The sequence below is a fragment of the Neoakkermansia glycaniphila genome (assembly GCF_900097105.1).
GTDB classification, from domain to species: domain Bacteria; phylum Verrucomicrobiota; class Verrucomicrobiia; order Verrucomicrobiales; family Akkermansiaceae; genus Akkermansia; species Akkermansia glycaniphila.
Genome location: NZ_LT629973.1, coordinates 1,723,896 through 1,737,725, shown reverse-complemented (window position 1 = coordinate 1,737,725; position 13,830 = coordinate 1,723,896). Strand labels below are relative to the sequence as shown.

Here is a 13,830-nt window from a genome sequence, read left to right as displayed (position 1 = left end):
CATCCACACATGAAACACATCCGTACAACCGCCGCCCTCGCCCTGCTGACCGCCCTGCACCCCGCCGCCGCAGACGAACCGAACCGCTTCAGCCTCGAACTGCTGAAACAGGCGGACAAACAGCACCAGGGCAACATCTGCATCGCACCCTGCTCAGCAGCCGCACCCCTCCTCATCCTGGAAAAAGGAGCTGCAGGCGCCACCCGGCAGCAAATTGCCGACACCCTCGGCGGCACCAAACCCTGGCTACCCTCCCTGCGCCAGCAAAAAGGAAACTCCCTCCAGACCGCACAAATCTATGTGGACGCCAGCTTCCCCCTGAAACAGGGATTCCGCAACGCATGGCCGAAACAGACCCTCATCAGCCTCGACATCCGCAATGCGCCGGACAAAGCCCGCACAGCCATCAACAACTACATCCGCACCTCCACATCCGACGCCATCCGCGAACTCCTCCCTCCCGACTCCGTCAGCGGCAATACTGCATTCATCGCCGTCTCCGCACTCCGGTACCGGAGCCATTGGCTCACCCCCTTCGCCAAACACTACACCGTCCCCCGCCCCTTCACCCTGCCCAGCGGCACCACGAAAACCGTGCCGACCATGCACAAGGTAGCCTCCTTCAACTACGTAATCGACCCTCAATACAGTGCCGTCGAACTGCCGTACCGCACCCCGCCCGAAAGCTCCGCACAGGCTCCCGGCAGCATGATCGCCATCCTCCCGCCCGAAGGCACAGCCATCGAAAACTTCATCTCCACCCTCACACCGGAAACCATCGCCGACATGCGGAAAAAACTCGCCGCATCGCAAAACGGGCGCAACCTGCGCGACATCGTCCTCGCCATCCCGAAATTCACCATCTCATCCACCTTCGACCTCTCCAAAGCCCTGCCCGCCATGGGCATGCCGAATGCCTTTCAGGACACCGCCGACTTCTCCGGCATCTCGCCTACACCCGGGCTCAAAATCAACGGATTCCACCACCAATGCAACATCGCCATCGATGAAAAAGGCACCGTCGTCACAGCAGCATCCAGTGCCGACGCCCCCTTCGGCGCACCGCCACGGCTCGACTTCAAACTCAACCGCCCCTTCCTCTGGCTCATCGTCCCGAACTCACCCGACCCCGCCACCCCCATCCTCATCCTCGGCATCGTCCGGGAGCCGTGATACCCGATCCAAACGGCGAGACCCTCCATTTCCTCCTTGATTGCCGCCAAGGAACATCTATTATCATACAGACACAGAAACTCTGTGCATTATTCCAAACTCCTGACAACATGAACAAAACCGCCCCACTCCTGCTCGCAGCCACCATCGGCCTCACCACCGCAGTTGCCGACGAAACCCGCAATTTCGGCCTTGAACTACTGCAACAAACAGCCAAGGCCCAACAGGGAAACATCTGCATCTCCCCCTATTCCGCAGCCGGAACCCTCCGGCTCCTCGAACCCGGAGCTGCGCACGAAACGCTGGCCCAGATAAAAACCCTCCTCTCCAGCACCTCCGGACTCCAGACACTGGCAGAAAAAACAACTCTCGCCCTTGAAACGGCGAACCGCATCTATGTAGACTCACAGCTACCCCTGAATGCAGCCTACAAGGCCGCAGTACCGAAAGGAGCGGTCACATCCATCGACTTCCGGAACAATCCCGGCGCAGCACGCGACACCATCAACCAATGGGTCTCGAAGGCCACCCATCGGCGCATCGACAACATCCTGCCCAGCGGCAGCATCGTACAAAACACCCGCCTCGTCGCAGTCAATGCCGTTTGTTTCAAAAACAAATGGGAAATGGAATTCCTTCCGGACAACACGAAGCCGGAAGCATTCACCCTGACCGACGGCACCGTGAAGCAAGTCCCCATGATGCACCACAGTTTCAGGTTCACCTGCAGCAAGACCGAGGCATACAGCGCCATCGAACTTCCCTACATGCCAGACGATAAAGCCATCGAGAACCGGGAGAAAGTCAAAAAGCCATGGACAAAAGGAAGCATGATCGCCATCCTGCCGCCCGAAGGGGTCTCCGTCGATGAATTCGTCAGCAAGCTGGATGCATCCAAACTCACCGAAATCCGCCGTCATCTCAACAAAACAAGAATCGAAAGTAAACGACCCGTCGTTGCTCTGGCTTTGCCGAAATTCAAATACACCATGGATATCGACATGCGACAGACACTGATTGCGCTCGGTATGAAAAACGCCTTCACGCCCAATGCGGACTTCTCCGGCATTTCTTCGGACAAAACTCCGTTGCAGCTCTCCGCCGCCTATCAAAAATGCCTCATTTCGGTGGATGAGGAAGGCACGGAAGCGGCGGCAGCCACGGCGGCGGTAGCATTTTGGGGAGACGGCCCGGTCGAAATGAGAACGGATCATCCCCTCGTCCTCCGGTTCGACAGACCATTCGTATGGATCGTCGTTGCCGACCGCGACGAGCCCACCTGCACCCCCCTCTTCATGGGCATCGTCCGCGAACCGTAACCGGACAGCCGATTGCGTGAAGCTGTAACACTCTTGTTACACAATCTTTTCTTGCCTCCGGCAGAAACAGCGTGCTACAACATGCATTGAACGCTGTCCGACACCCGCATGCACCAGCATCGTTCCCCGGCGGCACTCGGACAACGTTCAATCACGGCCTATCGGCCACACCTCAAGTCGCACGCTCCCTGCCATGAAACTCGCCATCCGCATCCTTCCCCTCCTCCTGCTTGCCGCCATTGCCCACGCGGCACAAACGGCTCAACCTGCATCGCCACCCAAACAAGCAAACACAGGAAGCCACTTCATCGTATCACTACTCCAGAATGCCGCCAAAGCAAATAGCGGCAACATCTGCCTATGCCCCTACTCGGCAGCGGAAACCATCACGTTGCTTGCTCCCGGAGCATCCCCCCAAACGCACCTCGAACTGGAAACCGCGCTGGGCGACCTCTCGCCACTCATCAAGGCAGGAAAAGCGGATTCCCTGTACATCGAATCCGCCAATCGCCTCTATCTGGATTCAAGGCTCCCCATCAGCCCAACCTATACAACACAACTGCCCGGCAGCAGCGTGACCGGAATCGACTTCCGCAACAACCCGGAACAGGCACGAACCTCGATCAACCAGTGGGTCGAAACCGCCACGCACGGACTGATCGGCGAACTCCTTGCACCCGGGCAAATCTCTCCCGAAACAACTCTTGCAGCCATCAATGCCTTTTACATCAAAGACCGATGGGACAATGAATTCGATGAACAATACACCACCGACGCCCCCTTCACACTCACCGACGGCACCACCAAACAGGTACCGGCCATGCACCTGCAAACCGCGCTTCCCTGCACCATCACCCCCGAATACAGCGCCGTCGCCCTCCCCTTCGTCCCGAAACCGATCAAGGGAACACACAGCTTGAGACCCGGAGCAGGCATGATCTTCATCCTGCCTCCGGAAGGCATGACAATCGACACCTTCGTCCAATCCCTGACCGCCGGCAAACTGACCGCCATCCGCAGAAGCTTGAGCAGCACCCCGGAAACGTCCTCCATCAGAACCATGCTCCTGTCTCTACCCAAATTCCAGATGGCTTCTGAAACGAACCTCATCCCCATCCTCAAAAACATGGGACTGAAAGCCGCCTTCTCACCAGACCACGGCTTCCCTCGCATCACGACGGCCCACCCCCCCCTTCCACTCGACTCCTTCATCCAGAAATGCTCCATCCGCATTGATGAACAAGGCACGGAAGGCGCGGCATCCACGGCCATGGTCGCCACCATGGGCATCCGCGATGGAGGCTCGGACGATCCGGTCCCCTTCACGATCAACCGGCCATTCGTCTGGCTCATTGTCCCTTCCATTGACCTTGCCCCCCTCTACTCCGATCATCTGCCAGAACAACATAACCATCCCGTCTTCATCGGCATGGTGAAAGAGCCTCATTTTCCCGTCACGACCTCCCCAAAAAACAAACCCGGCCGCACAACATCCACGGCTCATAAGTCACAAAAACTTTCAGAACCTCCTCATCCCAAACGAATAAAAATGATCAACGTCCCCATGAACACGAAAGACTGCGATATACCATGGGGTCCAGGACTTGAACTCGGAACACCCCTGCCGCCCCTGCCTCCACATTAGCCTCGTCTTTTCGGATTCATGCCTTTACTCTGGAAAACGTCAATCCTCCTTGCCATTTCCCATGACAGCAACATCCTTCCTGCGCACCTGCAGCCTCTTCCTTCTCGCGGCGGCCACATCCGCTGGAACTGGATCGGCGACGAACACCTCAACAAGACAACCGACATCATCTACATGAACGCCTCCGTGGCTGCCGACGGCACCCTCACGGGCGTTTCCGATTTCCGCGCCACGAAATTCAACGGCGTCACCTGGCTGAAAACCCATGCCGGGAGGGAAGGAGTCTTCGCCTTCAAGGGGCCCAAGGCCTTCATGTCCATCCCGGGAATCGTCCTCCCGCAGGATCTCAAGACATTCACCTTCGAAGCCTCCTATGCTCCGCAAGGCGCACAGAATGCCGAACTCATCCGCTCGGGCGATTTCCGCATCGCATGGAAGGGAGACACCCTCTCCATCCAGAACGGTGCAAACACCTATCAGGGCAGCATCCCCGCTGTACCCGCCGGGCAATGGGTGCAGCTTGGCTGCGTCGTCAAGGAAGGAATCCCGTCTCTCTTCGTGAACGGCAAAGCCGTCGCACTTCTACCCGGCCAGAGCCAGCCGCTCACAAGCATCGGCAATGCCACCCTCATCGGCTCCGGCTACACGGGCATGATGGATGAACTGCGCGTATGGAAGGAAGCACGCCCCGCCACGCGGCTGGGACGCGACATCTCCCCCACATGGGCGGACAGGCTGCTGTACTTCCACCTCCCTGCGGATACCAAGCGCAGCATGGGCGAAGACAAAGCCTCATGGGCATCCCAGATCGCATGGATTCGCTCCCGCCTTCGCAACCCCGCCGACCACATGGTACGGCTCGGCATCGCGGGCGGTGCATGGAAGGACATGCTCCGCGACCCGAAAGCCCGCCAGAAATTCGCCGGCGAAATCGCCTCCATTGTCAACCGCTACAAGCTGGACGGCGTCGACCTCGACTTCGAATGGATCGAAGGCCCCTACAAGGGAGACCCTCCCGCCCGGCAATGGGACAATTACGCGGATCTCGCCCAGCGCATCCGCAAGGCTCAGCCGGACATGTGCTTCACCATCTCCCTACACGTCGTCTGCTACCGCATGCCGAAAAAGGGCATCGACGCCGTGGACTACTTCACCTTCCAGAACTACGGCCCCAGCTCCGCCCGCTACCCCTTCGACGACTTCACCCGCTCGCTGGCCGCCTTCCGCAAGCAAGGCTTCCCGGACAGCAAAATCATGCTCAGCGTCCCCTTCCAGGGCACGGGCGACGCCAAGGCCGATTCCGTACGCCTCTACAGCGACATCGTCGCACAGCACCCCAACCTTCCGCCCACAGCAGACACCGCGGAATTCACCTATCCGGACGGCACCAAACGCAAAATGACCTTCAACGGCCCCGCCACCATCCGCAAAAAATGCGAATACGCCAAAGCGCAGAAACTGCGCGGCATCATGTACTGGGACATGGGCGGCGACGTGCGCACGGATGCCCGGAAAGGACAAACCGACTATCGGCACCCGAAGGCGCTCCTGCCCGTCATCAATGAAATTCTCAAGGGGCGCAGGTAAAAACGAAACGGCGCAGGCAAGCAATCAGGCGCACCCCGCCTCGCCCCCCATCAAAAAAAATCGAAGAAAAACATTTTTATTGAACAATTTACCTTTTCACGTACACTCTACTTTATGGCAAACATCAACCAACTGCTCATTTGCTCCATGGTGGGTCTCGGCACAGCCTTCGCATCCGATGGACAAAAATTCGACATCGACCTCCTTCAGCAGGTTTCCAAAACCGCCAAGGGCAACGTTTGCATATCCCCCTATTCGGCGGCATCCTGCCTCTCCCTGCTCACTCCGGGAGCCGGGGGCAACACGCTCAAGCAGATGCAGGCCGTACTTGGAGACACATCCGGCCTTGCCGCCATCTCTGATACCACAGGACTCTCGCTCGAAACGGCCAACCGCGTCTACATCAACACCGATTTCCCCATCGCCCCGGCCTATGCCGCAGCCCTGCCGAAAGACAGCGTGGTGAATATCGACTTCTCCGGGCAGCCCGATCCCTCCCGTCTCACCATCAACAAATGGGTGGAAGGAGTCACGCATGACCGTATCAAGGACCTGCTGCCTCCCAACAGCATCAACCCGATGACCCGCCTCGTCGCCGTCAATGCCATCTACATGAAAGACAAGTGGATGTCACCCTTCAAGGCGGCTCAGACGACGAACCGCGATTTCAAGCGGGAAAACGGCGCCGTGAAACAGGTACCCACCATGTTCCAGTCCTCCATCCTCCCCTGCGTCGTCACCAAGGAATACAGTGCCATCTCACTGGATTACCGCCCCGGTGAAGGCAAAAACATCGAGGGCAAAACCATCGGCGCGATGATCGCCATCCTGCCGCCCGAAGGCGTCTCCGTGGATGACTTCGTCCGCTCGCTCACGCCCGACTCGCTCTCCAACATCCGCAAATCGCTCAACAATGCGCGCAACACGGAAGGCGAGAAACCTACCGTCGAACTCTTCATGCCGAAATTCAAGTTCGAGGCGGACAGCGACCTCTCCGAACCCCTGAAAAACATGGGCATGGACGATGCCTTCGGCGAAAATGCCGACTTTTCGAAAATGACGACCACCAAGATGCCCCTGTACGTCTCGGCCGTGTACCAGAAATGCTTCGTCGCCGTCGATGAAGACGGCACGGAAGCGGCGGCAGCCACGGCCGCCGTCATGATGATGAGGAGCGCGATGGTTCCCAAAGAACGCATCAGCTTCGCGCTCGACCGCCCCTTCGTCTGGATGATCGTTCCCGACCGGGACTCGACGGACTCCCCCGCCCTCTTCATGGGCATCGTCCGCGAACCGTAACCCGCCCGTTGCATCCATCAAACACTTTTCAGGAGACCGGACCGCTTCCGGTCTCCTTTTTTGCGCGATCCCGCACCGCAAGCGGCCGCCCGGCACGAAAACAGCAGAAAAAGGCGCATAACGAACTCTCCTCCAACATTCAGAAAATGCACTCCCCGCCCCGCGCATTATACTTCATGCGACAACGGAACCCGCTTTTCCCTCCGGCCCGTTTTTTCGGGCTGGACAATCAGAAAAGCTTGTAGCATCATGTAGACACACGACGGCAAGCTCGGTCTGCCATCGTGGCCGATATACATTCAACCGAGACCCAATTGACTTCGCCATGCAACAGGGAAATGAAAAACAGGCTTCGGAGGTCAGCTTCGAAGAGTTCGCACCCGCTACATACGCCGAATGGCGTGACGCTGCGGTAGAGGCGCTGAAAGGCGCCGATTTCGACAAAACACTTTTCACCAAGCTTGTGGACGGGATTACTCTCAATCCCATCTATAACGCCGAGGACGTGAAAACCGCCATCGACGAGCCCGGGCAATTCCCGTACCGTCGCGGCACGCGCCCGCTCGGCTACCGCTCCAAGCCGTGGGACATCGCCCAGGGCATCCAGGCATGCTCCCCCGAAGGCTTCAACAAGAAAGCCCTCGAAGAACTCTCCAAGGGAGGCACTGCCGTCAACATCACGCTCAACTGCAAGAAAGGCGTCAAACTCTCCAACCTCGCAGACTGGAACACGGCCCTGAAAGGCATCGACCTCGCCGCTACCCCCGTCTACGTCTCCCTCGGCTCCTGCGGCCTCGCCACGCTCTCCATGCTGGCGGAAGCTGCCAGGAACAACGGCTACGGCTCCAGGACCCTCAAGGGCGGCGTCCTCTTCGACCCGCTGGGCAAGCTCGTCATGAAAGGCAGCATCTGCGGCGGCATGGGCTTCTGCGGCGCCAAGAAACAAATGGCCTCCATGATGAAATGGGCTCTCGCCAACACGACCGACGACTTCGCAACCATCGGCGTATCCGGCCTGCCCTACCATAATGCGGGAGCATCCGCCTTCGACGAAGTGGCCGCAATGATCGCCACCGCCGTCACCTACCTCCGCGCCATGGAAGCCGCCGGCTTCAGCGTAGACCAGGTCGCACCCCGCATCCGCTTCACCGTAGGCGTCGGTTCCAACCTCTTCCTTGAAATCGCCAAAATCCGCGCACTCCGCATGCTCTGGGCGCAGATCGTCGTCGCCTGCGGCGGCTCGGAAGAATCCGCCAAGATCAAACTGCACGCCGCCACCTCCTCCTGGACCATCTCCAAGGTCGACCCGTGGGTGAACATGCTTCGCGGCACGGCACAGGCCTTCTCCGCCGTCATCGGCGGCGTGGACAGCCTCGACGTCACCCCCTTCGACGCCGGAGTGCGCCGTCCGGACGAATTCGCCCGCCGCATTGCCCGCAACGTCCAGCTCATCCTGCAGGGCGAATGCAACCTCGACAAAGTCGTGGACCCCGCAGGCGGCTCCTACTACATCGAAACCCTCACCGACGAAGTCGCCAGGGAATCCTGGAAACGCTTCCAGAAAATCGAATCCGAAGGCGGCATGGTCTCCGCCCTCAAAACGGGTTCCGTCCAGAAAGACATCAACGCCACCGCAGCCAAGCGCTTCGAATTCGCCGACCAGCGCCGCCAGACCTACGTCGGCGTCAACCGCTACGTCAACCTCGAAGAAAAACCGCTTGAAACCGGAGCATGCCCCGCCAAGGGTGCCGATGCAGGCGCACCGAAGTGCTGCCATGCCGATGCGGCCGAAGTCGCCCTTCAGGGAGACAGCGTGGAAGACGTAACCGCCGTACTCGGCTCCGCCACCACCTGCGGCATCCAGAAAGCCCTCGCAGGCATCTATGCATGCCCCGTCGGCATCACCGTCGAACCCCTCCCCGTGCGCCATGCCACGGAACGCTTCGAACGCCTCCTCGACAAAGCCGTCGCCTACCAGGCGAAGACGGGCAGCCGCCCGAAAGTCTTCCTCGCCACCATGGGCCCGCTGCGCCAGTACAAGGCACGCGCCGACTTCTCGCAGGACTTCCTGCGCGCCGGCGGCTTCGACACCATGTACCCCGCCGGATTCAAAACCGTGCAGGAAGCTGCGGACGCAGCCGTGAAGAGCGGCCTCGGCGCATGCGTCATCTGCTCCACGGACGACACCTACGGCGACATCGCACCCGAATTCTGCGCAGCCGTGAAGGCAGCCAAGCCGGACATGACCATCATGCTCGCCGGGTATCCGAAAGAACAAGTGCCTGCCTTCGAAGCAGCCGGAGTGGACATGTTCATCCATGTGCGCGCCAACTGCCACGATGTGCTCGACACCCTGCAGAACAAGCTCGGCATCTGATCGGCACCCACCCCGGAACCATTAACAACAAAAACATTTCCATATTAAAATGAGCAATATCCCCGATTTTGCCAACGTTGCCTACCCCGAAACGAAAACCGGAGCGGCAGCCCCCTCCCATGCATCCGATGCGTGGATGAGCAACGAACAGATCGCCATCGACCCCGTGTACGACCAGGCCGTCTACGGCGACTGCAAGCACCTCGGCTACACCGCCGGCATCGCCCCCTTCCTCCGCGGACCGTACGCCACCATGTACGTCGCCCGCCCCTGGACGGTGCGCCAGTACGCCGGTTTCTCCACCGCTGAAGAATCCAACGCCTTCTACCGCCGCAACCTCGCGGCGGGCCAGAAAGGCCTCTCCATCGCCTTCGACCTTGCCACCCACCGCGGCTACGACTCCGACCACCCGCGCGTCGTCGGCGATGTCGGCAAGGCCGGTGTGGCCGTCGACTCCATCCTCGACATGGAAATCCTCTTCAGCGGCATCCCCTTGGACAAAATGTCCGTCTCCATGACCATGAACGGCGCGGTCCTCCCGATCCTCGCCTTCTACATCGTGGCCGCAGAAGAACAGGGCGTCGCCCAGGAGCTGCTCACCGGCACCATCCAGAACGACATCCTCAAGGAATACATGGTGCGCAACACCTACATCTACCCGCCGGACCCCTCCATGCGCATCATCGCGGACATCTTCGAATACACCTCGAAGAACATGCCGAAGTTCAACTCCATCTCCATCTCCGGCTACCACATGCAGGAAGCAGGGGCCACCGCCGACCTCGAAATGGCCTACACCCTCGCCGACGGCCTCCAGTACGTCCGCGCAGGCATCAAGGCCGGTATCGACATCGACGCCTTCGCCCCCCGCCTCTCCTTCTTCTGGGCGCAGGGCAAGAACTACTTCATGGAAGTCGCCAAGATGCGCGCTGCCCGCGTCCTCTGGGCCAAAATCATCAAGCAGTTCAACCCGAAGAACGCCAAATCCATGGCCCTTCGCACGCACTCGCAGACCTCCGGCTGGTCCCTCACCGAACAGGACCCCTTCAACAACGTCGCACGCACCTGCATCGAAGCCCTCGCCGCCTCCTGCGGCCACACGCAATCCCTGCACACCAACGCGCTCGACGAAGCCATCGCCCTGCCGACGGACTTCTCCGCCCGCATTGCACGCAACACCCAGCTGCACCTGCAGGACGAAACCGGCATCTGCAAGGTCATCGACCCGTGGGGCGGTTCCTACTACGTCGAATACCTCACCAACGAACTCATCCGCAAGGGTTGGGAACACATTCAGGAAGTCGAATCCCTCGGCGGCATGGCCAAGGCCATTGAAACCGGCCTGCCCAAAATGCGCATCGAAGAAGCCGCCGCGCGCCGACAGGCAGCCATCGACTCCGGCAGTGAACCCATCGTCGGCGTAAACACACAACGCCTCGAACAGGAAGCCGAAATCGACATCCTTCAGGTGGACAACGACGCCGTGCGCGGAGCCCAGATCGCCCGCCTCCAGAAACTCCGCGCCGAACGCGACGGAGCCGCCTGCGAAGCAGCCCTCGAAGCACTCTCCAAATGCGCCGAAACCGGCGAAGGCAACCTGCTCGACATGGCCATCAAGGCCGCCCGCGCCCGCGCCTCCCTCGGAGAAATCTCCCTCGCCCTCGAAAAGCACTTCGGCCGCCACAAGGCTCCGATCAAGCTCATCACCGGCGTCTACGGAGCTTCCTACGGCAAGGATCCCCTCATGGACAAAGTACGCAACCTCACCGACGAATTCGCCGAACGCGAAGGACGCCGCCCTCGCATCCTCATCGCCAAGATGGGTCAGGACGGCCACGACCGCGGCGCCAAGGTCGTCTCCTCCGCCTATGCCGACCTCGGCTTCGACGTGGACGTAGGCCCGCTCTTCCAGACCCCGGAAGAAACCGCCAAAATGGCCATCGAAAACGACGTGCACATCATCGGCATGAGCTCGCTCGCAGCAGGCCATAAAGTGCTTCTTCCCACGCTCATCGAAGAGCTCAAGAAGCAGGGTCGCCCGGACATCCTCGTCTTCTGCGGCGGCGTTATCCCCGCACAGGACTACGGCTTCCTCCGCGAACACGGCGCACAGGCCATCTTCGGTCCGGGCACCAACATCCCGGCTGCAGCGGAAGAAATCATGGACGTGCTCAACAAGCACCTCGCCTGACGCGAAGCCTCCGCACAACGCACTTTCACGCCCCCTGCCCCAACGGCAGGGGGCGTTTTGCATCCGCCAGAGGCGGCACATCTCCTGCCACAGAGTCCACCGATTTGCCCGGATTCGAATATTTTGTATGGAAGCAGCGTTGCAGAAACAACGTACCAAGCCAAGGATGAAATCGGACTGGCGGAACGCTCCGCACAAGAACACAACTGTTTGAATCATCAATAAAAACACGCATCTCCCTAATCAAAAATCAGTGCAATCTGTGGCTCTCTGTTCAATCCTTGTCCACACGGGGCAACTGAATGGCGAGCCGCCGCCCCTGTCATATTCGCCTTCCTGCTTGACAAGACGCTCGCCACTCTTTAGATTGATTCCTGAATGACTGGAGTGCGGCGCTTCATCCTGATACTTTTGCCCATGCTGTTCGGAATACTCGGCAGTATGGGAATGGTCTCCGTGTGCCCGTGCCATGATGAAATCTTTCAGGACACCTGCGCATGCAGCAGCAGCAATGCCACCTGCGACTCGCCTTCAGTGGCGATTGACGGCCAGCCTGCTCACCGATCCCTCATGGAGCACCATTGCTCCCACCAGCATCTGACCTCCGGAGACTGGAATGCTCCGGTCGCCTCGCCCGAAATTTCTGTACCCCGGCAACTCTGGTGCATTCCCCCTGCTTTCGCAGAACCGTACCTCCATCTCTGCGCCCTGCCTCAGGAGGCGGACAGCGAAGTCTCCCTGCCCGACCCTCCGCTACGGGTCGTCTCACAGCCTTACACGGGGTACCTTACCCCCCTGTTGATTTAACGGTTGAATGCCTGCAGCCCTCCGGCACCATTGCCCGGAAGGCGCTTCCATGATGGCGCGCTGTGCGCCTCCATCCATTCAGGAAATCCATGCGATTCCTCCCGGCCACCGCCGGAAACCCATTCAAATCAACCAATACATCATGTATAATATTGCACGCTATCTCGGCATGGGCGGCATCGGATTGTTAGGCGCATGCGCCGTTTACAACAGCCGGCCCATCGACCTTGAGACCGAAACCTCCCAATGGGAGCAGACATCCCGATCCATCGGGAACCAGCCCGTCAACATGCATCAGGCCCGCCAGATCGGCCTCACGCTGAATCCGGAGCTCAACAAGGCCCGTCTGAAACTGGCCAACAGCAGCAACGCGGCCATCCAAGCAGGATGGTGGAACGACCCGTCCTTCTCATGGGATGTCCAGCAGGTGCTGAACGCCAACCATGCCAACATGGCGGGCGACCTCAGCTTCACCATCCCCGTCACCGGCCTTCCGGCTCTCGCCCGCAAAGTGGCGGAGCAGTACAAGGAAGCGGACTTCTGGGCCTTGCGCCAGAAAGAGCAGGAATTCCTCACCTCTCTGGATCAGGCATGGAGCGAACTCTCCATGTCGAAACTGCGCCAATCGCTCATCCGGGAAAGATTGCAGACCATGCAATCGGAAGCGGACAAGATCGAGAAACTGGTGAATGCCGGTGAAGCCGACTTCGCCACCCGCCAGTTGGCGGCTCAGCGTTTCAACGACGCGACGCGCGAGCTTCAAACCGTCACGGAAGCGGAACAGGAACAGAAGCTGGCCCTGCTTCAACTGATGGGACTCCATGCCACCGCGCTGAACACCCTGAACTTCATCAACGATCAGACCCTCAGCATCCCGGCAGCCGTCTCCGCGCCATCGCCCGCCGCACTGGCGGCAGCACCCGGAATCAAAGCGCAACTGGCTTCATACGCCACCACGGAAACCCTGCTGAAAACGGAAATCCGCAAGCAGTATCCCGAACTCCGGCTGGGGCCCTCCTTCACCCGCGACGACGGCGAGAACGAACTGGGACCGACCTTCGGCTTCGACATCCCGCTCTGGAACCGCAACCGGAAGGCCATCGCGGAATCCGGCGGTGCGCGTGACTCCGCCCGGCTCGAAACCGTCCAGGCGTGGCGCGCATCGCTCTTCAAGGCGGAAGAACTTGCAGCCAACCAGAAGCTCGTCACCGCCCACTGCCGAGCCGAACAGCAGCGCATGAATACATTCGCCGCCTCCGTGCAGACCATGGAGAAACTCTATGCGCTCGGTGAAAGCACCCTTCCGGAAGTAGCGGAAGCGCGCCACCAGCTCTATGAAAGCCGACTGGCCTTTTTGAACAGCCTCGGCAAACTCCATTCCATTCAGGCGCAACTGCGCCACCTTGCCAACACCGACATTCAACCATAACCA

Annotated in this window: 9 protein-coding genes; all 9 read left to right on the top strand. The window is 59.7% G+C overall.

What is annotated here, in order from left to right; translation table 11 throughout:
- Positions 1-9 precede the first annotated feature (9 nt).
- Positions 10-1,173 carry a serpin family protein gene (locus tag PYTT_RS07185; RefSeq protein WP_067771540.1) on the top strand — a complete coding sequence of 388 codons (1,164 nt, stop codon included), beginning with the start codon at positions 10-12 and terminating at the stop codon, positions 1,171-1,173.
- Between the two features lie 110 nt (positions 1,174-1,283).
- Positions 1,284-2,492, top strand: a complete 1,209-nt coding sequence (locus tag PYTT_RS07180) for a serpin family protein (RefSeq protein ID WP_067771546.1) — start codon at positions 1,284-1,286, stop codon at positions 2,490-2,492.
- Between the two features lie 193 nt (positions 2,493-2,685).
- The gene (locus tag PYTT_RS07175) at positions 2,686-4,137 is read left to right on the top strand and encodes a serpin family protein (RefSeq protein WP_067771549.1); all 1,452 of its coding nucleotides are present in this window, start codon (positions 2,686-2,688) and stop codon (positions 4,135-4,137) included.
- Positions 4,138-4,155: 18 nt separating this feature from the next.
- Positions 4,156-5,724 carry a glycosyl hydrolase family 18 protein gene (locus PYTT_RS07170; RefSeq protein WP_067771553.1) on the top strand — a complete coding sequence of 523 codons (1,569 nt, stop codon included), beginning with the start codon at positions 4,156-4,158 and terminating at the stop codon, positions 5,722-5,724.
- A 114-nt stretch (positions 5,725-5,838) separates the two neighbouring features.
- Positions 5,839-7,023 carry a serpin family protein gene (locus tag PYTT_RS07165; RefSeq protein WP_067771556.1) on the top strand — a complete coding sequence of 395 codons (1,185 nt, stop codon included), beginning with the start codon at positions 5,839-5,841 and terminating at the stop codon, positions 7,021-7,023.
- 325 nt (positions 7,024-7,348) lie between these two features.
- A complete protein-coding gene (locus PYTT_RS07160) occupies positions 7,349-9,400 on the top strand; it encodes a methylmalonyl-CoA mutase family protein (RefSeq protein WP_067771559.1) in 2,052 nt (683 codons plus the stop codon).
- A 49-nt stretch (positions 9,401-9,449) separates the two neighbouring features.
- Positions 9,450-11,591, top strand: coding sequence for a methylmalonyl-CoA mutase (scpA, locus tag PYTT_RS07155; RefSeq protein WP_067771562.1), 2,142 nt, complete (start codon positions 9,450-9,452; stop codon positions 11,589-11,591).
- A gap of 417 nt (positions 11,592-12,008) precedes the next feature.
- On the top strand, positions 12,009-12,398 hold the full coding sequence (locus PYTT_RS07150) for a hypothetical protein (RefSeq protein ID WP_156850340.1): 390 nt from the start codon (positions 12,009-12,011) through the stop codon (positions 12,396-12,398).
- Between the two features lie 7 nt (positions 12,399-12,405).
- On the top strand, positions 12,406-13,827 hold the full coding sequence (locus PYTT_RS07145; RefSeq protein ID WP_067771568.1) for a TolC family protein: 1,422 nt from the start codon (positions 12,406-12,408) through the stop codon (positions 13,825-13,827).
- Positions 13,828-13,830 lie beyond the last annotated feature (3 nt).

Excerpts from the sequence above, each read along its gene's own strand:
- PYTT_RS07185 (WP_067771540.1), top strand. The coding sequence starts at position 10 with ATGAAACACATCCGTACAACCGCCGCCCTCGCCCTGCTGACCGCCCTG.
- PYTT_RS07180 (WP_067771546.1), top strand. The coding sequence starts at position 1,284 with ATGAACAAAACCGCCCCACTCCTGCTCGCAGCCACCATCGGCCTCACC.
- PYTT_RS07175 (WP_067771549.1), top strand. The coding sequence starts at position 2,686 with ATGAAACTCGCCATCCGCATCCTTCCCCTCCTCCTGCTTGCCGCCATT.
- PYTT_RS07170 (WP_067771553.1), top strand. The coding sequence starts at position 4,156 with ATGCCTTTACTCTGGAAAACGTCAATCCTCCTTGCCATTTCCCATGAC.
- PYTT_RS07165 (WP_067771556.1), top strand. The coding sequence starts at position 5,839 with ATGGCAAACATCAACCAACTGCTCATTTGCTCCATGGTGGGTCTCGGC.
- PYTT_RS07160 (WP_067771559.1), top strand. The coding sequence starts at position 7,349 with ATGCAACAGGGAAATGAAAAACAGGCTTCGGAGGTCAGCTTCGAAGAG.
- scpA (WP_067771562.1), top strand. The coding sequence starts at position 9,450 with ATGAGCAATATCCCCGATTTTGCCAACGTTGCCTACCCCGAAACGAAA.
- PYTT_RS07150 (WP_156850340.1), top strand. The coding sequence starts at position 12,009 with ATGCTGTTCGGAATACTCGGCAGTATGGGAATGGTCTCCGTGTGCCCG.
- PYTT_RS07145 (WP_067771568.1), top strand. The coding sequence starts at position 12,406 with ATGCCTGCAGCCCTCCGGCACCATTGCCCGGAAGGCGCTTCCATGATG.